This is a genomic window from Bradyrhizobium sp. BR 10261, from assembly GCF_019455395.1.
In the GTDB taxonomy this organism is placed as follows: domain Bacteria; phylum Pseudomonadota; class Alphaproteobacteria; order Rhizobiales; family Xanthobacteraceae; genus Bradyrhizobium; species Bradyrhizobium manausense.
Map to the genome: position 1 here is coordinate 170736 of NZ_JACOFQ010000007.1, position 24169 is coordinate 194904.

Here is a 24169-nt window from a genome sequence, read left to right on the forward strand (position 1 = left end):
TTCGCATGAGTGAAGTCATCGACCGCCCGCTGCGCGACGACGAAAAGCCCGCTGCTTCGAGGCTGCGCATCGTCGATTGCGACGTGCATCCGAGCCTGCATTCTCACGATGATCTCAACGAGTTCCTGCCAAAACGCTGGCAGCAGCACATGAAGGAATATGGCAGCCATCTGCGCACGCCCTATCTCTTCACCACGCCCTATCCGCGCTCCTCGCCGTTGATCGCGCGGCGTGATGCCTGGCCGCCGACCGGCGGGCCACCCGGCTCCGATCTCGCCTTCATGCAGAAGCAGCATCTCGATCCGCTCGATGTCGAGTTCGGCATCCTGCAGGTGCTCGATCTCTTCATCTTCTCGCAGCAGAATCTCGAATTCGGCGCCGCAATTCAGCGCGCCATCAATGATTGGCAATTGGCGTTCTGGTCGCATCGCGATCCGCGCCTGAAGGCCTCGATCCTCGTCGGGCAGGACGGGGTGGATCTGGCGATTGCCGAGATCGAGCGCTGCGCCAAAACGGGCGAATACATCCAGATCAACGTCTCGCCGCGCGCCAACGAACCGCTTGGGCGCCGCCGCTACTGGCCGATCTACGAGCGCGCCCAGGCGCTCGACCTGCCGCTCGGCATCCATGTCGGCGGCTATGGCGGCCACGCGCCGACCGGCGGCGGCTGGCCGTCCTATTATGTCGAGGAGCACCAGTCCAACGCCCACACCATTGCGGCGCAGCTCGCGAGCCTTGTGATCGAAGGCGTGCCGGAGCGCTTCCCGAAACTGAAGATCGTCTTCATCGAGGGCGGTTTCGGCTGGATTCCGTCGGCGGTCTGGCGGATGGACCAGCATTTCGAGCGGTTCCGCAGCGAGGTGCCGCATCTCAGGCGCAAGCCATCGGAATATGTGCGTGAAAACTTCTGGTTCACGACGCAGCCGATCGATGAGCCCGACGAGGCGCGGCACCTGCGCGCGCTGATCGAATGGGTTGGCATCGACCGGCTGCTGTTCTCGTCGGACTATCCGCACTGGGACTTCGATGACCCGCGCTTCGCCTTCAAGACGCCGCTGACCGAGGCCGAGCGGAAGAAGATCTTCAGCACCAATGCACGTGCGGTCTACAAGTTCTGAGATTGGTATGGCCCGTCACATCGTCGCGTCGACTTCAGAGATCCCGCCCGGCGGCAACAAGGTCGTCGATGTCGCCGGCCGCGATATCGTTGTGTTCCATGTCAACGGGGAGTTCTTCGCGCTGCTCAACCGCTGCCCGCACGAAGGCGCGCCGCTGGAGAAAGCGGCTTGCGTGGCGCGGCTGACCTCGCCAGAGCCCGGCGTCTATGAGCGCTCGCGCGTTGGCGAGATGCTGCGCTGTCCCTGGCACGGCTGGGAGTTCGACATGCGCAACGGCCAGTCCTGGTTCGACCCGAAGCGGTTCAAGATCCGGTCCTATCCGGTCGCGGTGGAACGCGGCGAGGAATTGCAGAAGGGGCCGTATGTCGCTGAGACATTTCCGGTCCATGTCGAAGATAGCTATGTGATTGTCGAGGTCTGAGACCCCTCCGTCGGTCGCAATGTTTCAGCTTGCCGATTGTGATTCCAACGCAACTACGATATGGCTCTCGCGCTTCCAGAGGCGGAGACCAGCTTTGTCGAAACAATCCCTGCGTGAAGAGGCCGAGCGCCTGATCCGCGAATCGATGGAAAAGAAAACCATCGTCGTGAAGCAGGGCACCACCCGCATCGAGGCGGTCTGCGGCAAATGCGGCGCGCCAAACCGGGTCCAGGCGGAAAAAGGCCAGAGCCGGGTCAAGTTCGCCTGCAAGAATTGCGGGCACAAGCAAGAGACGCTGTAAGCGTCTCGCTTAGCCGTCCTTCACGAACTTCGCGAACGCATCGGCGTAGTCCGGATGCCAGCGCGACAGCGGCGGGCGGTTCTCGACGATGTCGCCGGCGGCCCACAGCATGCGCTTCTCGTCGAGCGCGCGCGGCACGTCGTTGTCAGGGCAGAGGATGTAGAAATCGCCGGCTTCAAGCCGCGCCAGCATGAAATCCACCGTCTGCTCCGGCGTCCAGGCGCTATCAGGCTTTTCGGTGCGGCCCTTGGCGGTGAGGGCGGTGAACACAAAGCCGGGGATCAAGAGATGCGCTGTGATGTGGCAATCCCTGGTGTTCCGCAGCTCGTGCTGGAGCGCCTCGGTAAACGTCTTCACGCCGGCCTTGGAGACGTTGTAGGCGGGATCGCCGGGCGGGGTGGTGATGCCCTGCTTGGAACCGGTGTTGATGATCAGGCCTGCCTTGCCGCGCGCGATCATGTTCGGCGCGAAGATGCGCGCGCCGTTGATGATGCCCCACATGTTGACGCCGATGATGTGCTGCCAATGGTCCGGCTCGCCGAACATCGTGCTGCCCGGCTGGATGCCGGCATTGTTCATCAAGAGGTCCGTGCCGCCGAAATGCGCGCCTACGGCGCGTTCCAGTTCCGTCAGGCTCTCGGTCCGGCTGACGTCGGTCACTGATGTCATCACGTTCGCCGCGCCTGCGATCGATGACAGTCTTGTTGCGGCTTCCGCCAGCCTCGCCTCATCGACATCGGCGATGCACACCTTCATCCCGGCGCGTGCGAACGCCGTAGCTGCGGCGAGACCGATGCCTGACGCGCCGCCGGTGATCACGGCAACATTGCCCTCGGCGATGACAGGATGCGGCATGGCTGTTCTCCGGGATCTGCTCTTGATCGAGCTATAGCATGGCATCGCGCGACCCTGCACAAGTCGGCATGGCAGGGCTTCGTTCCCCGCCGACTTTACGCCTTTCAGGCCTCGCTGTATTCTGCCTGACCGAACGATCCCGGCCAGATCGAGCCCATCAAAATCATAAACGCAGGGAGTGCAGACATGGCTGTGTCGCAGGCTATTCCGATCACGCGCCATCCGTTCGCCAACGGGTCCTACAAGCAAATGCTGATCGACGGGAAGTGGGTGGATGCCGCGTCCGGCAAGCGCTTCGAGACCCATAACCCCGCAACCGGCGAACTGCTCGCAACCGTTGCCGAAGGCGACAAGGAAGACATCGACCGTGCGGTCGCGGCCGCCCGCCGCGCCTTCGAGGGCCCCTGGAGCAAGGTCAAGCCGTTCGAACGCCAGAACCTGCTCTTGAAGCTCGCCGACCTCGTCGAGAAGAATTTCGACGAATTGTCGCAGCTCGATACGCTCGACATGGGCGCACCGCTCAGTCGCACCCGCGCCTATCGCCTGCGCGCCGTCGGCATGCTGCGCTATTACGCCGGCCAGACCACGGCGATTCACGGCGAGACCATCGAGAACTCGCTGCCCGGCGAGATCTTCTCCTACACGCTGAAGGAGCCTGTCGGCGTCGTCGGCGCCATCATTCCCTGGAACGGTCCGCTCACCGCAACGATCTGGAAGATCGGCCCGGCGATCGCGACCGGCTGCACCGTGGTGCTGAAGCCGGCGGAAGAAGCCCCGCTGACCTCGCTGCGCATCGCCGAGCTCGCGATGGAAGCCGGCATTCCGCCCGGCGTCGTCAATGTCGTGCCCGGCTATGGCGAGACCGCAGGCGCCGCGCTCGCCTCGCACCATGACGTCGACAAGGTCGCCTTCACCGGCTCGCATATCACGGGACAGTCGATCATTCGTGCGTCGGCCGGCAACCTCAAGCGCGTCTCGCTCGAGCTCGGCGGCAAGTCGCCTGATATCGTGTTCGCCGATGCCGATCTCGATGCCGCCGTACCGGGAGCGGCAATGGCGGTGTTCGCCAATTCCGGCCAGATCTGCAGCGCCGGCACGCGCCTGTTCGTCGAGCAGGCCATCTACGAAGAGTTCGTCGGCCGCGTCGCCGAGTTCGGCAAGAAGCTGCAGGTCGGCAACGGCCTCGATCCTAATGTGCAGATCGGCCCGCTGGTCTCCGAGCAGCAGCTCGAGCGCGTCACCGGTTATCTCGACATCGGCCAGAAGGAAGGCGCGCGAGCGCTCGCCGGCGGTGGCCGCGTCACCGAAGGTGCGTTGTCGAAAGGCTTCTTCGTCTCTCCGACGGTGTTCGCGGGCGTCCAGGACAACATGCGCATCGCGCAGGAGGAGATTTTTGGCCCAGTCATCTCCGCGATTGCGTTCAAGGACATGGACGAACTGGTCAAGCGTGCCAACAACACCACCTTTGGTCTCGGCTCCGGCCTGTGGACGCGTGACGTCACCAAGGCGCATGCGGTCGCCAAGCGCCTGCGCGCCGGCTCGGTGTGGGTGAATTGCTACCAGGCGATGGATCCGGCCGTGCCGTTCGGCGGCTACAAGATGAGCGGCTACGGCCGTGAATCCGGCAAGCAGCACGTCGAGGAATATCTCAACGTGAAGGCCGTCTGGATCAAGACGGCGTAAGGCTTGTTCTCTCACGTTCCGCGCGAGGGAATGTCTGCTTTTGTGAGGGGCGGCTCCTTCTCCGGTGGCTGCCCCTCGCTATATGTTCCGCATCCTTCCATAGCTATTCGGGGTCCCCATGAAGTTTCCGGCGTTGTTTCAACCGTTGCAGGTCGGTCCGTACCAGCTTGCGCATCGCGTCGCGATGGCGCCGCTAACGCGCATGCGCGCCGAGCGCGACGGTTTCGCCCCGCGGCCGCTCAATGCCGAATATTACGGCCAGCGCGCGACGAAGGGCGGACTTATCATCGCCGAAGCCTCGCCGGTGCTCTCCCAGGGCCGCGGCAATCCGGCAACGCCGGGCATCTATACGGAGGCGCAAGTCGCCGGCTGGCGCAAAGTGGTCGATGCCGTGCACGCCAAGGGCGGCATCATTTTCCTCCAGCTCTGGCATGTCGGCCGCGTCTCGCATTCTTCCTTTCACGGCGGTGAGCTTCCGGTCTCGGCCTCGGCGATCCCGATCAGGGCCGAGGGCATGAAGGCGATGACGGCCGACGGCAAGATCGCCGATTACGAGACGCCGCGCGCGCTGGAGACAGACGAGGTCAAGGGCATCGTCGAGGCCTTCAGGCAGGCCGCGAAGAACGCGCTCGCCGCCGGGTTCGATGGCGTCGAGATCCACGGCGCCAATGGCTATCTGCTCGAGCAGTTCCTGCAGTCGCGCAGCAACCAGCGCACCGATCAATATGGCGGCTCGATCGAAAACCGCACGCGCCTGCTGCTCGAAGTCACGCAGGCCGCGATCGACGTCTGGGGCGCGAACCGCGTCGGCGTGCGGCTGTCGCCGCATGGCATCGCCAATGATTCCGCCGAGCCCGATCCGATGCCTCTCTACACCCATGTGGTGAAGGCGCTCGACAAGCTCGGCCTCGCCTATCTGCATCTGATCGAACCACGCTCCAGCGGCGCCGGCCGCGCCGACGTTCATTGGGAGAACGTGCCCTCCGCCATGGTGCTGTTCCGCCCGCACTATAGCGGCGTGCTGATGACCGCCGGCGGCTTCACGGGCGAAACCGCAAATGCCGCCATCGCCGAAGGCCACGCCGACATCATCGCCTTCGGCCGCATCTTCATCTCCAACCCGGATCTGCCGCGGCGTCTCGAGCACGACTACCCGATCACGCCGTACAACCGCGCGACCTTCTATGGCGGTGAGGAGAAGGGATATACGGACTACCCTGCTTACGACGAGCTGGCGCCGGCGTAGACACTCTCCTCCGTCATTCCGGGGCGCGACGAAGTCGCGAGCCCGGAATCCATCAGGCCGCATACCTTGAGGTGGAATGGATTCCGGGCTTGATGCTCCGCATCGCGCCGGAATGACCGACTTGATTTGTTGCGCGACCGCACCCACAAATTCCGTCATTGCGAGCGCAGCGAAGCAATCCAGAATCTTTCCGCGGCAACAGTCTGGATTGCTTCGCTGCGCTCGCAATGATGACGGAGAGACCTACCATGGCCAAAGCCGCAGCCGCCGCAGGAACCGCTACGGGCCAATGCCTTTGCGGCAAGGTCACCTTCGAGATCGACGTCCCCGCGCGCTGGGCCTGGCACGATCATTCCGCCGCCAGCCGTCGCGCTCATGGCGCGGCCTACGCGACCTATGTCGGCAGCTGGAAGAAGCGCTTTCGCATCACGTCCGGCAAGACCGCGCTGACCCGCTACGAGGACAAGGCGACCAAGACCGCGCGCAGCTTCTGCTCGCATTGCGGTACGCCGATCACTTATGAGCGTCCGCGCGGCCCGCACATGGTCAATATTCCCCGCGCCCTCTTCAAAGAGCGCACCGGGCGCCAACCGCTCTATCACATCGCTATCGAGGAGCTGCAGGAATGGGCCTATACCGGCGAGCCGCTGGTACCGCTGAAGGGCTTTCCGGGCGTGGTCTGGCAGCGCTCGAAAAAGAAGAAGCGCGCTAGCGGCGAGGATCCATTCGAGCTCGGGCGCGAGGAGATGTAACGCCCCGCTCTCGTACCCCGGACGCAGTGCGGCGCGAGGTGCCGCACTGCCGAGCCGGGCCATGCATCAACGAACTCCGCGCGAATCTGGGTCCCGGCTCTGCGCCGCACCGCTACGCGCTGCGCCCGCGTCCGGGACACGAGAGCGCAGTTCGCTGCTCACGCGCAACGCAGCCATGACCGCGCTTCCTTGCGCGCGCCCCGAAAGTTCGGCCATCATGTCTTGCGTCCTTGCGGCAACGTCCGCTCCTGGAGGAAACATGAAGAACAAGATCACCGGCCGTTCCGCCTTTCTCGCGCTGCTCAAGGACGAGGGCATCACGCATCTGTTCGGCAACCCCGGGACCACCGAGCTGCCGATCATGCATGCGCTGAAGGACCATCCCGACCTCACCTATGTGATGGCGATGCAGGAGAGCCTGGTGGTCGCGATCGCCGACGGCTACAGCCGCGCCTCCGGCAGGCTCGTCGCCTGCAACGTCCATGTCGCACCGGGCCTCGGCAACGCCATGGGCTCGCTCTACAACGCCCAGTTCACGGGCACGCCGATGATCTTGACCGCGGGCCAGCAGGAGCAGGGTCATGGCCTGATGGAGCCGGTGCTCTATGGCCCCTTGGTGCGCATGGCCGAGCCGCTGGTGAAATGGGCGGTCGAAGTGACGCGGCTGGAGGACCTTCCGCGCATCGTGCGCCGTGCCGCCAAGGTCGCGATGACGCCGCCGACCGGGCCGGTGTTCATCTCGCTGCCTGGTGACATTCTCAACAGCGAAGCCGGCATCGATCTCGGTCGCACCACCCGCATCGACACGCGGGTGAAGCCGTCGGATGACGCGCTCAGAGCATTTGCCGCACGGCTGCTCAAGGCCGAGCGCCCTGTCATCGTCACCATGGACGAGGTGGTGAAGAGCGATGCGCTGAAGGAAGCCGCCGAACTCGCCGAGCTGCTCGGCGCCGCGGCCTATCAATCCTCGACGCCCTATGGTGCGCACTTCCTCTCGGAGAGCCCCAGTTTCGTCGGCACGCTGGCCCGCGTGCAGAAGGTCGCGCGCGATACGCTGGCGCCTTATGATCTCTTGATCGCGCTCGGCGGCGATCCCCTGCGCATGTCGGTCTATAGCGAAGTCGACGCGCTGCCTGATGGCCTCGGCATCGTGCAGATCGGTCTCGTCGACTGGGAGATCGCCAAGAACTACGGCGCCGAGATCGCGCTGAAGGCGGATGTGAAGGAAACGCTGCGCGCGCTGATCCCGGTGCTGAAGGAGATGGGCGGCGCGTCGCTGGCGAGCCGCGCGAAACAGCGCCTGGCCGAGCTTGCGCCGAAGAACTGGGCAGCGCGGCGTGCCGCATTGGTCGAGCAGATCGGCAAGAGCGCGCGCCGCAACCCCATCGATCCTGACTATCTCGTGCTGCAGATGGTCGAGGCGATGCCTGACAATGCCATCCTCGTCGACGAAGGCCTCACCTCGAGCCGCCAGATCACCAACTTGCGTCCACACCGCGATCGCTATGGCTATCATGGCCTTGCCTCCGGCGGCATCGGTTGGGGCCTGCCGGCCTCGGTCGGCGCCAGCATCGCCAATCCGGATCGCCCGGTGGTGTGCTTCTCCGGCGACGGCAGCGCGATGTATTCGATCCAGGCGCTGTGGACCGCCGCGCATCACAAGCTGCCGCTCAACGTCGTCATCGCCAACAATGGCGGCTACCGCATCATCAAGCAGCGCCTGCTGGCCTTCCATGGCGACGACAATTATGTCGGCATGGATTTCGTCGATCCGCCGGTCGATTTTGCGGGCGCCGCGAAGGCGCTCGGCTGCGAGGCGATCAAGGTCAGCGATCCCCGCGAACTGAAGGCCACGCTGACGTCGGCGTTCGGCCGGCCGGGGACGAAGCTGATCGAGGTGATGGTGGACGGGAAGGTGTAGGCGGTCGTGCGAATGCCGCCACACTCTCAGCTGTCATCGCCCGACTTGATCGGGCGATCCAGTACTCCGAGGCAGTCGTGATTTACTCGACAGGCCGCGGCGTACTGGATGCCCCGGTCAAGCCGGGGCATGACAGCGCGTGTGCGGCGACTACTCCTTCCTCCCCACCCTATACCCCGCCGCCGGATGCGGCGCATTCAGCCGCGCCCGGCCGTCGCCGAACAGCTTTTCCCGCAGCGTGCCCTTGGCGTAGTCCTTCTTGTACCGCCCGCGCCTGGTCAGCTCCGGCACCAGCATATCGCTGATATCCTCGAAATCGCCGGGCGAGATCGCAAACGCAACGTTGAGGCCGTCGACGTCGGTCCTCTCGAACCAGTCCTCGATCTTGTCGGCGACGCTCTCGGGCGTGCCGACCACGACCGGGCCGGCACCGCCGATGCCGACATGCTCGATGACATCGCGCACGGTCCAGAGGCGGTCGGGGTCGCCGCGGGTGACGTTGTCGAGCGCGCTGCGGCCGGCATCGTTCTGGACGTGACGGACCTGTTGGTCGAGCTCGTAGCCGGAGAAGTCGATGCCGGTCCAGCCCGACATCAGGGCGAGCGCGCCTTCCGGATTGATATGCGAGCGGTAGTCGGCATATTTCGCCGCGGCTTCAGCCTCGGTGTTGCCGAGGATGATCGTCATCATGCTGAACATCAGGATCTCGGCCGGGTTGCGGCCGAGCTTGGCGGCCTCCTCGCGGATCGCGGCGACGCGCGGCGCGATGATCTTGGCCGAGGGTCCCGACATGAATACGCATTCGGCGTGTTTTGCCGCGAATTGCCGGCCGCGCGGCGAGGTGCCTGCTTGATAAAGCACGGGCGTGCGTTGCGGCGACGGCTCGCTCAGATGAATGGTGTTGTTGACGCGGTAGTTCGCGCTCTCATGGTTGATGCGATGAACCCTTGAGGGATCGGTGAAGATGCCGCGTTTGCGATCGCGCAGCACGGCGTCGTCCTCCCAGCTTCCCTCCCAGAGCTTGTAGACCACCTCCATATATTCGTCGGCGATGTCGTAGCGGTCGTCGTGTCCGGTCTGCTTGTCCTTGCCGGCGCCGCGCGCGGCGCTGTCGAGATAGCCTGTCACGACGTTCCAGCCGATCCTGCCCTCGGTGAGATGGTCGAGCGTCGACATCCGCCGCGCGAACGGGTAGGGCGGCTCGAAGGAGAGATTGCTGGTGACGCCGAAGCCTAGATTTTTCGTTACCGCCGCCATCGCCGAGAGCAGCAGCAGCGGCTCGTTCGACGGCGTTTGTGCTGCATTGCGTAAGGCTGCGTCAGGGCTGTTGCCATAGACGTCATAGACGCCGAGCACGTCGGCCAGGAACAACCCGTCGAAACGGCCGCGCTCCAGCGTCTTGGCGAGATCGATCCAGTAGGGCAGGCGGTTATATTCGGCGGTGCGGTCGCGCGGATGGGTCCACAGCCCGGGCGATTGATGCGCGACGCAGTTCATCGCAAATGCGTTGAGCCTGATTTGCTTGGCCATGCTGGTCCCTCGGCGCCCTGTACTGAGCGCTCTTTGAATGGTAGACGTGCGCCCCAACTTGGCGAAGTTCTTGCATATAATTGGCCCTTGGCAAGGGCCAAGAATAGAAGTCTCGAGCTTGGCAAGGCCAAAATCGGCGGCACACCCGCCCTTGGCAAGTCAGGCTCAAGAGAGCAAGAACGAAATCGCAAGCCCCGCCACTTTCGAGCGTCCGCGTAGTCCGCTACGCTGCCTCGTTCCAGGACGTTGAAGACGATACTGATGACCAGAGCCGACGCCATCGCCCGCGCCCGGGACGACTTCCATTCCGGTGCGTTCCTCTCCGAACTCGACCGCCGCGTCGCCTACAAGACCGAGAGCCAGAACGCCTCGCGCGGTCCCGAGCTGCGCGCCTATCTGGAACAGGAGATGGTACCGGCCTTTGCCGCGCTCGATTTCGAGAGCCGCATCGTCGAATCCCCGAGCGGCAAGTCGCCGTTCCTGTTTGCCGAGCATCACGAGAGCGCGTCCGCGCCGACCGTGCTGGTCTACGGCCATGGTGACGTCGTCGACGGCATGGAAGGCGAGTGGCGCGAGGGCCGCGATCCCTGGCGCACGACGAAGGCGGGCATTCGCCTCTACGGCCGCGGCACGGCCGACAACAAGGGCCAGCACAGCATCAACATGGCAGCGCTTCGCGCGGTGCGCGAGGCCCGCGGCGGCAAGCTCGGCTTCAATGCCAAGTTCATCGTCGAGATGGGCGAGGAGATCGGATCGCCCGATCTCGGCAAGGTCTGCGATCTCAATCGCGATGCGCTCAAGGCCGATCTGTTCATGGCCTCGGACGGCCCGCGGCTGTCGGCGGATCGGCCGACTCTTTTTCTGGGCTGCCGCGGCGGCATCCGCGTTCATCTGGATGTGAATTTGCGCGACGGCGGCAACCATTCCGGCAATTGGGGCGGCGTGCTCGCCAACCCCGCGACCATCCTGGTCAATGCGATTTCGACGCTGGTCGACGGCCATGGTCGTCTCCAGTTCGGGGCCTTGAAGCCGCCGCGGCTGACCAACCAGATCCGCAGCTATCTTGCGGACGTGCAGGTGGTGCCGACCGCGGACGAGCCACAGCTTGCCGAGAACTGGGGCGAGGAGGGGCTGTCCGCGGCCGAGCGGCTCTATGCCTGGAACACGCTGGAAGTGCTGGCGATGTCGTCGGGCAATATCGAGAAGCCGGCCAACGCCATTCCCGGCCATGCCAACGCCGTGCTGCAACTGCGTTTCGTGGTGGGCACCAAGGTCGATGGCCTGATCGATGCTATCCGGGCGCACCTCGTCGCAAAGGGCTTTCCGATGGTCGAGGTGCGGGCGGCCCAGAGCTTCGCCGCCTCGCGCACCGATTTTGACAGCCCCTGGATCAAATGGGCGGCTGACTCGGTCCACAACACCACCGGCAAGGCGCCGGCGGTGCTGCCGAATTTCGGCGGCTCGTTGCCGAACGACGTGTTTTCGGAAATTCTGGGCCTGCCGACGATCTGGGTCCCGCACTCCTATCCTGGCTGCTCCCAGCATGCGCCCAATGAGCACATTCTGCTGCCGTTGACAGAAGAGGCCTTGACGGTCATGGCCGGCTTGTTCTGGGATCTCGGTGAATTACCGCGCCCGTTAACCTGAGCTGGCATCCAGCCGAAAGTCACATTCTAATCCGGCCCGAGATGTGCTTGCATCCGGCCGCATCATCCGAAAGGGGAGAAAAAGTGAAACATTTCCGTCACATCGGCCTCGCGCTGGTCGCCACCTTTGCTGTGAGCCAGGCTGGGGCCGAGGAGCTCACCGGCACGCTCAAGAACATCAAGGACACCGGCGCCATCACGCTCGGCTTCCGCGACTCATCGATCCCGTTCTCCTATCTCGACGACAACCAGAAGCCCGTCGGGTTCGCGATGGACATCTGCTACAAGATCGTCGACGCCGTGAAGAAGGAGCTCAAGCTCGACAAGCTTGAGGTCAAGCTCAACCCGGTGACCTCGGCCACGCGCATCCCGCTGATGGCGAACGGCACCATCGACCTCGAATGCGGCTCGACCACCAACAATGCCGAGCGCCAGAAGCAGGTTGCCTTCACCAATACCCACTTCCTGACCGCCAGCCGCTACGTCTTCAAGAAGTCGAGCGGCATCAAGTCGATCGACGACCTCAAGGGCAAGACGGTGGTGTCCACCGCCGGCACCACCAACATCAAGCAGCTCACCGAAGCCAATGTCTCAAAGGGCCTCGGCGCCAACATCATCCCGGCCAAGGATCACGCCGAAGCCTTCCTGATGGTCGAGACCGATCGCGCGGTCGCCTTCGTGATGGACGACATCCTGCTCGCCAGCCTCGTCGCCGGCTCGAAGTCGCCCGATGACTACGCCATCTCCAAGGATGCGTTCTCCAAGCCCGAGCCCTATGGCATCATGCTGCGCAAGGACGACGCGCCCTTCAAGAAGGTGGTCGATGCGGCAACGGCTGCGCTCTACACCTCTGGCGAAGGCGAAAAGATCTACGACAAATGGTTCACCCAGAAGATCCCGCCAAAGGGCCTGAACCTGAACACGCCGATCTCGCCCGAGCTGAAGAACGAGTTCGCCAAGCCGACGGACTCGCCGAATCCGGACGACTACAAGTAAGATGCCGTTCGCCTCTCCCTGCTCTTGTCCGCCGAAACCTTGGCGCAGCCGGATGCGGGGAGAGGTAAAAAAATCCGGCCATTCTGGAGGGAGTGGCCGGACATTTGCATAAGCGCCCGGGACACCTCTGACGGGCGCGTTCGCGCGGGGGACACGTGAACTACCATTGGAACTGGGGAATTTTCTTCGAGCCGAATCCGATGGGGACCGGCACCTATCTCGACATGCTGCTGTCGGGCCTGGTGTTGACCCTGAAGACGGCGGTGCTCGCCTGGATCATCGCGCTGATCTTCGGCTCGATCGTCGGCGTGATGCGAACGCTGCCGTCCAAGGCGGCGACTTGGTTCGGCTTCTGCTGGGTCGAGTTCTTCCGCAACATGCCGCTCCTGGTGCAGCTGTTCCTGTGGTTCTTCGTGCTGCCGGAGCTGTTGCCGAAGCCCGCCGGCCTGTGGCTGAAGCAATTGCCGAACGCCCCGTTCTGGACGGCGGCGATCGGTATCGGCTTCTTCATGTCGGCTCGTGTCGCAATCCAATTGCAGGCCGGCATCTCCTCGCTGCCGCGCGGGCAGAAGATGGCCGCCACCGCGCTCGGGCTGACCACCATCCAGGGCTATCGCTACATCCTGCTGCCGATGGCGTTCCGGATCATCCTGCCGCCGCTGACCTCCGAGTTTCTCAACACCATCAAGAACACCGCGGTTGCCATCACCATCGGCCTGATCGAGCTGACCGGGCAGGCGCGCTCGATGCAGGAATTCTCGTTCCAGGTGTTCGAGGCCTTCACGGCCGCGACCATCCTCTATCTCCTCGTCAACGCCGTCGTCGTGACCGCGATGCGCTTCCTCGAGCGCTGGGTCGCGATCCCCGGCTACATCACGGGGAAATAGCGCCATGTTCAGCAATTTCGATTTCGGCGTCATCATCCGCGCGTTGCCCTACCTGTTCTACGAGGGCATGACATTCACGCTGATGCTGACGGGCCTCGCAGCACTCGGCGGCCTCGTCTTCGGCACGGCGATCGCCTTGATGCGGCTGTCCGGCTACAAGGTGCTCGGCCGCATCGCCGGCGTCTATGTCGACTTCATGCGCTCGCTGCCGCTGGTGCTGGTGATCTTCTGGTTCTATTTTCTGGTGCCCTATATCGGACAGTGGCTGACCGGAGCGTCGCGACCCATCAGCGTCGGCGCGTTCGCCTCCTCGCTGATCACCTTCATCATGTTCGAGGCGGCCTATTTCTCCGAGATCATGCGCGCCGGCATCCAGTCGATCTCGCGCGGGCAGCCGGCCGCGGCCAGCGCGCTCGGCCTGACCTACGCGCAGACCATGCGCTACGTCGTGCTGCCGCAGGCGTTCCGCAACATGCTGCCGGTGCTGATCACGCAGACCATCGTGCTGTTCCAGGACACCTCGCTGGTCTACGTGCTGTCGATCACCGACTTCCTCGGCGCCGCCAGCAAGGTCGCGCAGCGCGACGGCCGTCTGGTCGAGATGTACCTGTTTGCCGCAATCGTCTACTTCACCATTTCCTGTATCGCGTCCTTCGGCGTCCGCCGCCTCCAGGCGCGCATCGCCATCATCCGCTAGAGTAAAGCCGGTCATGATCGAAATCAGCCACGTCAACAAATGGTACAGCCCGACATTCCAGGTGCTGACCGACTGCACCACCAGCGTTACCAAGGGTGAGGTCGTGGTGGTCTGCGGCCCCTCGGGCTCGGGCAAATCGACCCTGATCAAATGCGTCAACGCGCTGGAGCCGTTCCAGAGCGGCGACATCAGTGTCGATGGCACGAAGGTCAACGATCCCAAGACCAATCTGCCGAAGCTGCGTTCGCGCGTCGGCATGGTTTTTCAGCATTTCGAGCTGTTCCCGCATCTGAAGATCATCGACAATCTCTGCCTTGCGCAGGAGAAGGTGCTGGGCCGGGCCCACGACAATTCGGTCGCCAAGGGCATGCAGCTCCTGGAGCGCGTTGGCCTGAAGGAGCAGGCGCAGAAATTTCCGGCACAGCTCTCCGGCGGCCAGCAGCAGCGCGTCGCCATTGCGCGCGCGCTCGCGATGGACCCGATCGTGATGCTGTTCGACGAGCCGACCTCGGCGCTCGATCCGGAAATGGTCAGCGAGGTGCTCGACGTCATGGTCGATCTCGCCCGCGAAGGCATGACCATGATGGTCGTGACCCACGAAATGGGCTTTGCCCGCAAGGTCGCCAACCGCGTCATCTTCATGGACCGCGGCGAGATCGTCGAGGACGCCCCGAAGGACGATTTCTTCGGCAAGCCGAGAAGCGACCGCGCACAGAAGTTCTTGTCGAAGATTCTGTCGCATTAAGCCGTCGTCATCCCGGGGCGCGCATCGCGCGAACCCGGGATCCATCGGGCGGCAGTCCATGGCGTGAGATGGATTCCGGGTTCGTCGCTACGCGCCGCCCCGGAATGACGAAACGAGGGTGCTTGGTGCCCCCGTTTCGCGTATAAGCGCCCCAAATCCACTTTCCCGCCAGGAGACCCGCCTTGGACTCGATCGCCTACGTCAACGGCTCATTCGTCCCGCTCGCAGACGCGAAAATCTCGGTGCTCGATCGCGGCTTCCTGTTCGCCGACGGCATCTACGAGGTCTCGGCCGTGCTGGAGGGCAAGCTGGTCGACAACGCATCGCATCTGGCGCGGCTGCAGCGGTCGGTCGGCGAGATCAAGCTCAGGCTGCCGGAGACGCTCGAGCGCATCACCGAGATCCAGAAAGAGCTGATCGCCCGCAACAAGCTCGAAAGCGGCCTCGTCTATCTCCAGGTCACCCGCGGCGCCGACAAGAGTCGCGACTTCCCGTTCCCCCAGGCCGACGTCAAGTCGAGCCTGGTGATGTTCACCTCGGAGAAGGACATTATCAACGCCGCCTCGGCCAAGGCCGGCATCAACGTCATCACGGTCCCCGACATCCGTTGGGAGCGCCGCGACATCAAGAGCGTGGCGCTGCTGGCGCAGGTGCTGGCGAAGCAGGCCGCGGCCGAAGCCGGCGCCGGTGAAGCCTGGATGCTGCAAGACGGTTACGTCACCGAAGGCGGCTCGTCCACGGCGTTCATCCTGACCAGGGACGACGTCATCGTCACCCGACAGAATTCGAACGCGATCCTGCCGGGTTGCACCCGCAAGGCGGTGATCGCGCTTGCGCAGGAGCGACAGCTTCGCGTCGAAGAGCGTTCCTTCACCGTCGCCGAGGCGCTCGCCGCCAAGGAGGCGTTCATCACCTCGGCCTCGGCATTCGTGCAGCCGGTGATCGCCGTCGACGGCAAGACGATCGGCGACGGCAAGCCCGGCCCGATGGCGATGCGCCTGCGCGAGATCTATGTGGAGTTCGCCAAGGCGACCGCGGTTTAAGGGGTACGCTCCGCTACCGTAGGGTGGGCAAAGCGAAGCGTGCCCACGTCTTCTTGAATTCATGGAGAGAAGGTGGGCAAGGCGCAAATGCGCCTTTGCCCACCCTACGAGACCGTCGTTGTGGTGAGCTCACGCCACCGACGCCTTCACCTTCACCGGATGTACCGCGCGGAACGCGATCGCCAGCCTGTTCCAGGCGTTGATGGCGCCGATCAGCGCCGTCAAGTTCACCGTCTCCGCATCGGAGAAATGCGCACGGACCTGCTCATAGACATCGTCGGGCGCATGCGTCTCGGAGATCAGCGTCACCGACTCGGTCCAGTCAAGCGCGGCGCGCTCGCGGTCGGTATAGAGCGGAGACTCGCGCCAGGCGTTGAGCAGATAGATGCGCTGCTCGGTCTCGCCGCGCTTGCGGGCGTCCTCGGTGTGCATGTTGATGCAGAAGGCACAGCCGTTGATCTGCGAAGCCCGAATCTTGACGAGCTCGATCAGCGACTTCTCAAGTCCGGTCGACTGGATCTGCTCTTCCAGCGCCATCAGCGCCTTCATCGTATCGGGGGCGGCCTGGTAGAAATTCATGCGGGGCTTCATGGTCGTTCTCCTTTGGCTTGGGGTCAGTGGGCTTCCCCGGCCGAGACATGGCCGGACTTCTTCAGGAAGAGAACCGCGATCAGGGCCACGATCAGCGCCATGCCGAGCAGATAGAACGTGTCGCTGAAGGCGAGGATATAGGCCTGCTTCTGTACGACATGGCCGATCGCGACATAGGCGCGATGTGACGCATCCGCTCGGTCGAGCACGCCGTGATTGATGAAATACTGCGTGAGTTGTTCCAGCCGCGTGCGGGTGGCCTGCTCGAACACCGAGACCGACTGCATCAGCACGTTGGAGTGATACTGTTCGCGCTTGGTCAGCACGGTCTGCAGGAGCGCGATGCCGACGGCGCCGCCGAGGTTGCGCATCATGTTGAACAAGCCGGACGCCGATCCCGCGTTCTCAGCTTCGATGCCTGATGTTGCGACCGCCGAGAGCGGCGCCAGGACAAGCGCCTGGCCGACGGCGCGGACGACGTTGGGCCAGAGCAGCTGATCGGCGGCGTAATCGTTGGTCATGAAGATGTTCATGAAGTTCGAGCCGGCGAACAGCACGAAGCCGATGGCGATGATGATCCGCGCGTCGAACTTCTGCATCAGGCGCGGCACCAGCGGGATCAGCGCCAGCTGCGGCAATCCGGTCCAGGCCAGCACCGTGCCGATCTGCTCGGCATTGTAGCCCTGGATGCGCGCCAGATATTGCGGCAGGATGAAAACCGAGCCGTACAACGCGACGCCGAGCAGGAAATTGGCGAGCATGCCGAAGCCGAAATTGCGGCGGGCCAGCAGGCGCAGGTTCAACAGCGGCTTCTTCACGGTCAGCTCGATGATCAGGAATACGGTCAGCGCCACGGCTGCGATCACGCTGAGCTTGACGATGAAGGATGAGCCGAACCAATCGTCCTTGTTGCCTTCTTCCAGCACGGTCTGGAGGGCGGAGAGGCCGATCGCCATGGTGATGATGCCGGCCCAGTCGCCGTCGCGCAGCAGTGACAGCTTCATCGACTTGGGCTCGAGCGCATACCAGAGCATGCCGACCATGATCGCGCCGGGCACGAGGTTGACGTAGAAGATGTACTGCCAGCCAAAGTTCTCGGTGAGATAGCCGCCGATCGTCGGGCCGATCGCCGGCGCGAACGTCGCCGACAGCGCGAACAGTGCAAGCCCCACCGGCTGCTTGGCACGCGGCAAGAGTGTGATGATCAGCGTGAAGGCCATCGGGATCAGCACGCCGCCGGTAAACCCTTGCACGGCGCGCAGCACGATCATTTGTGGCAGGTCCGGCGCCAGCGCGCAGGCTGCCGACAGGCCCAAGAACAGGATCGCGTTGGTCAGCAGATAGATGCGGATCGAGAACACCTGCGCGAGCCAGCCGGACAGCGGGATCACCACGATCTCGGCGATCAGGTAAGACGTCGAGATCCAGCCGCCGTCGTCGATGCCGGCGCCGATCGCGCCCTGGATGTCGGCGAGCGAAGCGTTCACGATCTGGATGTTCAGCACCGCCATGAAGGCGCCGAGCGTGGCGCCGACCACGGCGATCCAGGTTTTCGCGGACACGACAGGCGTTGCGGCTGCCGCTTGCGCGGCCGGGAGGTTGGCAGCCGATGCTGCATCGAGTGTCGGTTGAAGCGTGCTCATGGAAGCCTCGTCTCTGATAGGAGACAGGATGTGTTCGTCGGGACGTTTCGATAACAAGGGAAGTCCGGGAAGGATCATCAGGCAACTTGACAATCCCGCGCGATCCTCCGCGACATCAGCCTCCGTTTGGCCGCGGCGCGTTGTCGGCGAGGCGCCTGGCTGTCTCGCGCTCGGCCACTACCGTTGCTTTGGTATCGACCGTCGGTACCGCCGACATGCCGGGGCGCAGCAGGCCCGTGAGGCTGTGATCGTCGAGTACAATCTTCACCGGCACGCGCTGCACGATCTTGGTGAAATTGCCAGTCGCATTGTCGGGAGGCAGCAGCGCGAATTCAAGCCCGCTGGCCGGCGAAAGGCTGTCGACATGGCCATGCAGCGTGCGATTGCGAAAACTGTCGACGTGCAGCTCGACCGGCTGGCCCGCGCGAACATGCGTGAGCTGGGTCTCCTTGAAATTCGCGACGACGTAGACCGCATCGAGCGGAACCACCGCCATCAGCTGCGTGCCGGCCTGCACGTACTGGCCAACCCGCAGGCTGCGGGCGCCGACGGTGCCGTCAACAGGCGCGGTAATCTCGGTGTAGGACAGGTTCAGCTCGGCCTGATCGGCCACCGCGCGAGCGTGATCGAGCTGCGCAATGGCCTGCGCACGTTGGGTGGTCAGCACGTCGACCTTGCGTTGTGCGGCAACCAGGCCCGACTGGGCGTGCTGCAATTGCGCGTTGCTGGCGCGGAGCGCCGCATCGGTCTGCTGCGCGCGCTGGATCGTGCCGGAGCCAGACTTCATGAGCTCGTCGTAGCGGGCCCGCTCTTCCTGCGCAAACTTCAGATTCGCATCGGCAGCCGTGACGTCGGCGGTGCTCTGCGCGATCACAGGCTGTTGCAGCTCGAGCTGGGCGTCGAGGTTGCGCACGGAGGCTTCCGCTGCCGCAACGTCGGCGCGGGCCTGGCCGAGCGCTGCCTTGAAGTCGCGGTCGTCGATCCGGGCCAGCACCTGGCCGGCCCTGACCTTCGCGTTGTCGCCGACCAGCACCTTCGCGATATACCCGGAGACCTTCGGGGCGATGATGGTGGAATCCGCCTTCACATAGGCGTCATCGGTCGTTTCAAGGTAGCGGCCGGTGGTCCAGTAGTCGTGCCCATAATAGGCCATGGTTGCAGCGCCGGCGAGGAGCGCGAGCATCAGGGCCGCGCGTCGAACCATCTTGCGGGCCGCGATTGTTGCCGGCGCCTTGGCGTAATCACGCGTAATTTCAGTAGCTTGCTGGAAGGTCTCGGTGCGGGGCATTTCAGACATGGCGCTCTCCGGTCGGCTCGCTGAGACTATCGGTCTTGCCGGGGCAAGTGATAATTGGCAAAATTCTGGAAGGATTATCCATTCAGGGTGGATAATCGGGGCCGCCGGCTTGGTGCCTGATCTCTACGCGGTGAGGCTCGCGACTGCCCCAGAGCGATTGCCGTTCCTGTCGCGCGATTGCTGCCGAGGTGGTGCCATGGACCGATTGACCAGCATTGAAGTGTTCAGCCGGGTGGCCGAGACCGGCGGTTTCTCCGCAGCAGCCCGCAAGCTCAACATGTCGACCACCATGGTGAGCAATCACGTCCAGGCGCTGGAAGAGCGGCTCGGGGTGAGGCTGCTTCATCGCACCACGCGCAAGGTCAACCTGACCGAGATCGGCAAGGCCTATTACGACCGCTGCGTCCAGATCCTCGCCGATATTGAACAGGCCGACGACATCGCCGGCGAATTGCAGTCGGCCCCGCGCGGAACGCTGCGCATCCATGTCGCCACCCATATGGTGCCATTCGTGGCCCCGGTGGTGGCGAAGCTGCTGTCGGCCTATCCGGAGCTCAAGGTCGATCTACGCATGGGCGAAGCCGACGTCGATCTCATCGAGGAAGGCTACGACGTTGCGCTGCGTATGATCCCGCCGCCGGATTCCAGCCTGATTGTCCGGAGCCTGGCCACCTGGCGTCACGTGCTGTGCTGTTCCCACGATTACATCGAGAAGCACGGCCGGGTGCAGAAGCTCGACGAGCTCACTGCGCATAATTGCGGTCGTCACCTGAACTATCCCTTTGGCGACGAGTGGCGCTTCCTCGATCGCAAGGGTGCACCGGCGTCGGTGCGCATTTCAGGCAGCTTCGTCACCAACAGCGGAGAAGCGCTGCGGAAGGTCGCACTGGGAGGTGCCGCCGTCTGCCTGATGGCGGGTTTTCTCATTCAGGACGACCTTGAAGCAGGCCGCCTCGTGCGCCTGTTGCCGGAATACCGGACCGTCGAGCTGTCGATGAACGCGGTCTATCCGCATCGCCATCACCTGTCGGCGAAGGTCAGGACCTTCATCGACATGCTGGTGCATCACAGCGCCGAGCAGCAGAAGCTGATCAATCCGTATTCGTGAGACGCAGACATTCGTAGGGTGGGCAAAGGCGCAAAGCGCCGTGCCCACGTCTTTTCCGATTGATAGAAAGGGTGGGCACGCTTGCGCTTTGCCCACCCTACGAAGGCATCGGCGCGACGGCGGCAATCGCCCGAACACGCCATCGGGAATGGCGTCAACCGGCGGCGCGCATCGTTGCCGGCGAAGATGCGGCAAGACGCGCAAGCAGCTGCTCGACCTCAGGCTTCACTTTCGCGATGGCGATGTCTTTCACCGGCCCATAACCGCGGATCTCCATCGGCGCTTTGGCGATGGCGATGAGATCGGGCAGATGAGCTGCGTCGAGCTTGCCGAGCATTTGCGCGATGATGCTCTCGTACCAGGCAATCAGCTCGCGCTCGGTTCGCCGCTCGGCCGCATAGCCGAACGGATCGAACGGCGTTCCGCGCAGCGCCTTGAGCCGCGCCAATACCGCGAGCGGCAGCTGGATCCACTGGCCGAAAGCGCGCTTGCGCGCGCGGCCGCGCGCGTCGTGACCGGACGGCAGAAATGGCGGCGCGAGATGATACTGCACGCTGAAGCCGTCCTCGAATTCGCGCTTCAGCTCATCGAGGAAGCCGCTTTGCATGTGCAGACGCGCGACCTCATATTCGTCCTTGTAGGCCATGAGCTTGAACAGGGCGCGCGCGACGGCTTCGGTCAGCGCCTCGCTGTTGAGCCCGGCTTCGGCCTCGCGGACTTTTCCGACCAGCGCCCGGTAGCGCGCCGCGTAGGCGTCATCCTGGTAGGCTGTGAGGAAATCGGAGCGTCTGAGGATGATCTGGTCGAGCGTCTCGGCCTTCGGCGCTTCTTTCGTCTGCGGCAGGAAGCCCGGATCGGCGGCAGCGATCCTGCCCCACGCAAAGGCCTGCTTGTTGCGCTCGATCGCGACAGCATTGAGCTCGATTGCGCGCAGCAGCGCCGATAGCGAGACCGGCACCAGTCCGCGCTGCCAGGCAAAGCCCAGCATGATGATATTGGCGTAAACGGCATCGCCGAGCAGGCGCTCGGCGAGCGCATTGGCGTCGATGCTGTCGACATTGTCGTTGCCGATGACCTGCCGGATGGCGCGCAGGCGCGCAGGCGAGGCGAGATCGGCGTCGCGGAGGCGGACGACGTCGCCTGTCGGCATCTCTGCGGTGTTGATCGCCGCGCGCGTGCCGCGGCGATAGGTACCGGAGGCCTTCGGCGACGAGCTGACCACGAGGTCGCAGCCGATCAGCGCGTCGGCTGCACCCTGGTCGATACGGACTTGATGCAGCGCCTCAGGGCTTGCGGCCAGGCGGATGTAGCTCAGCACGGGACCGAATTTCTGGGCAAAGCCGGTGAAGTCCAGCACCGAGACGCCGCGTCGCTCGAGATGAGCGGCCATGCCGATCAGCGCGCCGACCGTGATCACGCCGGTGCCGCCGACACCGGTCACGAGCAGGTCGTAAGGCCGGTCGAGTGTTGCGGAAGAGGGGAGGGGGAGCATGGCGGCGCGGCCGATCGCGTCGATCTGGCTGGCGCTCTTCTTCCGCCGCGTCGCGCCTTCGACCGTCACGAAACTCGGGCAGAAGCCGTTAAGGCAGGAAAAGTCCTTGTTGCAGGCGGACAGGTTGATCTGTCGCTTGCGGCCGAACGGCGTCTCCTTCGGCTCGACGCTGAGGCAGTTGGACTCGACCGAGCAGTCGCCGCAGCCCTCGCAGACCAGGTCGTTGATATAGGCGAAGCGCTTGGGATCGGCCATCTGCCCGCGCTTGCGCCGCCGCCGTTTCTCGGTGGCGCAGGTCTGCTGGTAGATCAGCACGGAGACGCCGGAGACCTCGCGCAACTCGCGCTGCACCGCATCCATCTCCTCGCGCGGATGGATGGTGACGCCATCAGGTAGGTTCGCCGGCGAGAACTGCGCGGGGTCGTCCGATACCAGCGCGATGCGCGTCACACCCTCGGCGCGGACGCTGTGCGCGATGGCATGGACGCTGACGGGGCCGTCGACCGGCTGGCCGCCGGTCATGGCGACGGCGTCGTTGAACAGGATCTTGTAGGTGATGTTGGCTTTCGCAGCGATCGCCTGACGGATCGCCATCGAGCCGGAGTGGTAATAGGTGCCCTCGCCGAGATTCTGGAACACATGCTTGTGGCCGGTAAATCGCGACGATGCCGCCCAGTTCACGCCCTCGCCGCCCATCTGGATCAGCGACGAGGTCTCGCGGTCCATCCAGCTCGCCATGAAATGGCAGCCGATGCCGGCCAGCGCCTTCGAGCCCTCGGGCACTTTTGTCGAGGTGTTGTGCGGGCAACCCGAGCAGAAATACGGCGTACGTGTTGCGCCCAGGACGTTGATCGTGCGCGCAGCTTCCGGCATCAGGGCGGCCGCACGCGCGGCAAGATTGAGCCCTGGAAACATCGGATCGAGCCGGCGGGCGAGCACGCCAGCCAGGGCGCGTGGCGACAGCTCGCCGATCCAGGAGATCAGTCGTGCGCCGTTTTCGTCATGCTTGCCGACCATGCGCTCGGGCTTGCTGCCGGGATAGTCGTAAAAATATTCCTTGAACTGGCTCTCGATGATGCCGCGCTTCTCCTCGACCACGAGGATCTCGCGCTTGCCCTTCACGAAATCCATGGCGTCGTGCAGCGCCAGCGGCCAGACCATGCCGACCTTGTAGATATCGATGCCGATACTGCGGCAGGCGGCCTCGTCGAGGCCCATCAGCCGCAGCGCCTCCATCAGGTCGAGATGCGCCTTGCCTGTGGTGACGATGCCGTAGGTGGCGTTTGGAATGTCGTAGATGTGCCGATCGATCGGATTGGCTTTTGCGAAGGCGTACACCGCGTGTTTCTTCGCCTCCAGCCGCTCCTCGATTTGCGGGCCCGGCAGATCGGGCCAGCGATAGTGCAGGCCATCAGGCGGCGGCGTGAAGTCGGGTGTGCGAAAAAGGCGCGGCGGGCGCAGCACGACGGAGGCGCCTGACTCCACGATCTCCGAGATCGCCTTGAAGCCGACCCACATGCCGGAGAAGCGGCTCAACGCATAGCCATATTCGCCGAATTCAAGATATTCGTGGACGCTTGCGGGGTGCAGCGTCGGCATGAACCAGCTCATGAAGGCGACGTCGGACTGGTGCGGCATCGAGGACGACACGCAGCCATGATCGTCGCCGGCGACGACCAGCACGCCGCCATGTGGCGAGGAGCCGTAAGCGTTGCCGTGCTTGAGCGCGTCACCAGAGCGGTCGACGCCGGGGCCCTTGCCGTACCACAGCCCGAACACGCCATCGACCTCGCGCTCTCCTTGCGTCTCCACCTGTTGCGAGCCGAGCACCGCGGTTGCCGCGAGGTCCTCGTTCACCGCGGGGAGGAATTCGATGCGGTCTTTCTCAAGCCGCTGCTGGATGCGCCAGAGTTCGAGATCGATGCCGCCGAGCGGCGAGCCGCGATAGCCGGAGATGAAGCCGGCGGTGTTGAGCCCCGCCGCACGGTCGCGTCGCACCTGATCGAGCGCGATGCGGACAATGGCCTGCGTGCCCGTAAGGAAGACGCGGCCCTCCTCGCGATCGTAGCGGTCGGAGAGCTCGTAGGCATCGAGTGACGGAATGGCGTCCATGGTGGACCTCGCGCGGCATCCTGCCGATAGCGAAGGTTAGGCCGGGGGGACTGGTAGGTCTTACCTTTTTTTCCCAGTTAAGCTG

Annotated in this window: 20 protein-coding genes; 14 read left to right on the forward strand and 6 right to left on the reverse strand. The window is 64.0% G+C overall.

All coding sequences use genetic code 11. From position 1 onward, the window contains the following. Positions 1-5 precede the first annotated feature (5 nt). The 3 genes from HYH07_RS10420 (at position 6) to HYH07_RS10430 (ending at position 1840) form a co-directional block, all read left to right on the forward strand. Positions 6-1118 carry an amidohydrolase family protein gene (locus HYH07_RS10420; RefSeq protein WP_220002404.1) on the forward strand — a complete coding sequence of 371 codons (1113 nt, stop codon included), beginning with the start codon at positions 6-8 and terminating at the stop codon, positions 1116-1118. 7 nt (positions 1119-1125) lie between these two features. After that, positions 1126-1539, forward strand: a complete 414-nt coding sequence (locus HYH07_RS10425) for a Rieske (2Fe-2S) protein (RefSeq protein WP_220002405.1) — start codon at positions 1126-1128, stop codon at positions 1537-1539. Between the two features lie 94 nt (positions 1540-1633). Continuing rightward, positions 1634-1840 carry a hypothetical protein gene (locus HYH07_RS10430; RefSeq protein WP_027562959.1) on the forward strand — a complete coding sequence of 69 codons (207 nt, stop codon included), beginning with the start codon at positions 1634-1636 and terminating at the stop codon, positions 1838-1840. Positions 1841-1849: 9 nt separating this feature from the next. Here the strand turns inward: HYH07_RS10430 and HYH07_RS10435 are convergent, their stop codons facing one another. Then, complete coding sequence (locus tag HYH07_RS10435; protein ID WP_220002406.1) at positions 1850-2695, reverse strand: SDR family NAD(P)-dependent oxidoreductase; 846 nt, start codon at positions 2693-2695, stop codon at positions 1850-1852. A 186-nt stretch (positions 2696-2881) separates the two neighbouring features. On the opposite strand from HYH07_RS10435, the gene HYH07_RS10440 reads away from it, so the two are divergent. From HYH07_RS10440 to HYH07_RS10455, 4 genes are all read left to right on the forward strand, one after another. Then, the gene (locus HYH07_RS10440; protein ID WP_220002407.1) at positions 2882-4378 is read left to right on the forward strand and encodes an aldehyde dehydrogenase family protein; all 1497 of its coding nucleotides are present in this window, start codon (positions 2882-2884) and stop codon (positions 4376-4378) included. Positions 4379-4496: 118 nt separating this feature from the next. Beyond that, positions 4497-5624 (forward strand): alkene reductase, encoded by a 1128-nt coding sequence (locus HYH07_RS10445; protein WP_220002408.1) that lies wholly within the window; start codon positions 4497-4499, stop codon positions 5622-5624. 248 nt (positions 5625-5872) lie between these two features. Continuing rightward, a complete protein-coding gene (locus tag HYH07_RS10450) occupies positions 5873-6376 on the forward strand; it encodes a GFA family protein (RefSeq protein WP_220002409.1) in 504 nt (167 codons plus the stop codon). A gap of 259 nt (positions 6377-6635) precedes the next feature. Continuing rightward, entirely contained in the window at positions 6636-8297 is a 1662-nt protein-coding gene (locus HYH07_RS10455) for a thiamine pyrophosphate-binding protein (protein ID WP_220002410.1), read from the forward strand. A 150-nt stretch (positions 8298-8447) separates the two neighbouring features. On the opposite strand, the gene HYH07_RS10460 is transcribed toward HYH07_RS10455, so the two are convergent. Beyond that, positions 8448-9827 carry an LLM class flavin-dependent oxidoreductase gene (locus HYH07_RS10460; RefSeq protein WP_220002411.1) on the reverse strand — a complete coding sequence of 460 codons (1380 nt, stop codon included), beginning with the start codon at positions 9825-9827 and terminating at the stop codon, positions 8448-8450. 261 nt (positions 9828-10088) lie between these two features. Between HYH07_RS10460 and HYH07_RS10465 the strand changes: the two genes are divergently transcribed. From HYH07_RS10465 to HYH07_RS10490, 6 genes are all read left to right on the forward strand, one after another. Further along, a complete protein-coding gene (locus HYH07_RS10465; RefSeq protein ID WP_220002412.1) occupies positions 10089-11474 on the forward strand; it encodes a M20 family metallopeptidase in 1386 nt (461 codons plus the stop codon). A gap of 41 nt (positions 11475-11515) precedes the next feature. After that, a complete protein-coding gene (locus HYH07_RS10470; RefSeq protein ID WP_228749366.1) occupies positions 11516-12469 on the forward strand; it encodes an amino acid ABC transporter substrate-binding protein in 954 nt (317 codons plus the stop codon). 155 nt (positions 12470-12624) lie between these two features. Continuing rightward, positions 12625-13356: an amino acid ABC transporter permease gene (locus tag HYH07_RS10475; protein ID WP_220002414.1), complete on the forward strand. Its 732-nt coding sequence runs from the start codon at positions 12625-12627 to the stop codon at positions 13354-13356. 4 nt (positions 13357-13360) lie between these two features. Then, positions 13361-14053 (forward strand): amino acid ABC transporter permease, encoded by a 693-nt coding sequence (locus HYH07_RS10480; RefSeq protein WP_220002415.1) that lies wholly within the window; start codon positions 13361-13363, stop codon positions 14051-14053. 13 nt (positions 14054-14066) lie between these two features. Further along, positions 14067-14798, forward strand: a complete 732-nt coding sequence (locus HYH07_RS10485) for an amino acid ABC transporter ATP-binding protein (RefSeq protein WP_220002416.1) — start codon at positions 14067-14069, stop codon at positions 14796-14798. Positions 14799-14980: 182 nt separating this feature from the next. Beyond that, on the forward strand, positions 14981-15841 hold the full coding sequence (locus HYH07_RS10490) for a D-amino-acid transaminase (protein WP_220002417.1): 861 nt from the start codon (positions 14981-14983) through the stop codon (positions 15839-15841). A 129-nt stretch (positions 15842-15970) separates the two neighbouring features. Here the strand turns inward: HYH07_RS10490 and HYH07_RS10495 are convergent, their stop codons facing one another. From HYH07_RS10495 to HYH07_RS10505, 3 genes are all read right to left on the reverse strand, one after another. After that, positions 15971-16432: a carboxymuconolactone decarboxylase family protein gene (locus HYH07_RS10495; RefSeq protein ID WP_220002418.1), complete on the reverse strand. Its 462-nt coding sequence runs from the start codon at positions 16430-16432 to the stop codon at positions 15971-15973. Positions 16433-16455: 23 nt separating this feature from the next. After that, the gene (locus HYH07_RS10500) at positions 16456-18075 is read right to left on the reverse strand and encodes an MDR family MFS transporter (RefSeq protein WP_220002419.1); all 1620 of its coding nucleotides are present in this window, start codon (positions 18073-18075) and stop codon (positions 16456-16458) included. Positions 18076-18190: 115 nt separating this feature from the next. Further along, positions 18191-19372 (reverse strand): HlyD family secretion protein, encoded by a 1182-nt coding sequence (locus HYH07_RS10505; RefSeq protein WP_220002420.1) that lies wholly within the window; start codon positions 19370-19372, stop codon positions 18191-18193. Between the two features lie 196 nt (positions 19373-19568). On the opposite strand from HYH07_RS10505, the gene HYH07_RS10510 reads away from it, so the two are divergent. Then, positions 19569-20480, forward strand: coding sequence for a LysR family transcriptional regulator (locus tag HYH07_RS10510; RefSeq protein ID WP_220002421.1), 912 nt, complete (start codon positions 19569-19571; stop codon positions 20478-20480). Between the two features lie 154 nt (positions 20481-20634). Here the strand turns inward: HYH07_RS10510 and HYH07_RS10515 are convergent, their stop codons facing one another. Beyond that, a complete protein-coding gene (locus HYH07_RS10515) occupies positions 20635-24084 on the reverse strand; it encodes an indolepyruvate ferredoxin oxidoreductase family protein (RefSeq protein WP_220002422.1) in 3450 nt (1149 codons plus the stop codon). Between the last annotated feature and the right edge of the window lie 85 nt (positions 24085-24169).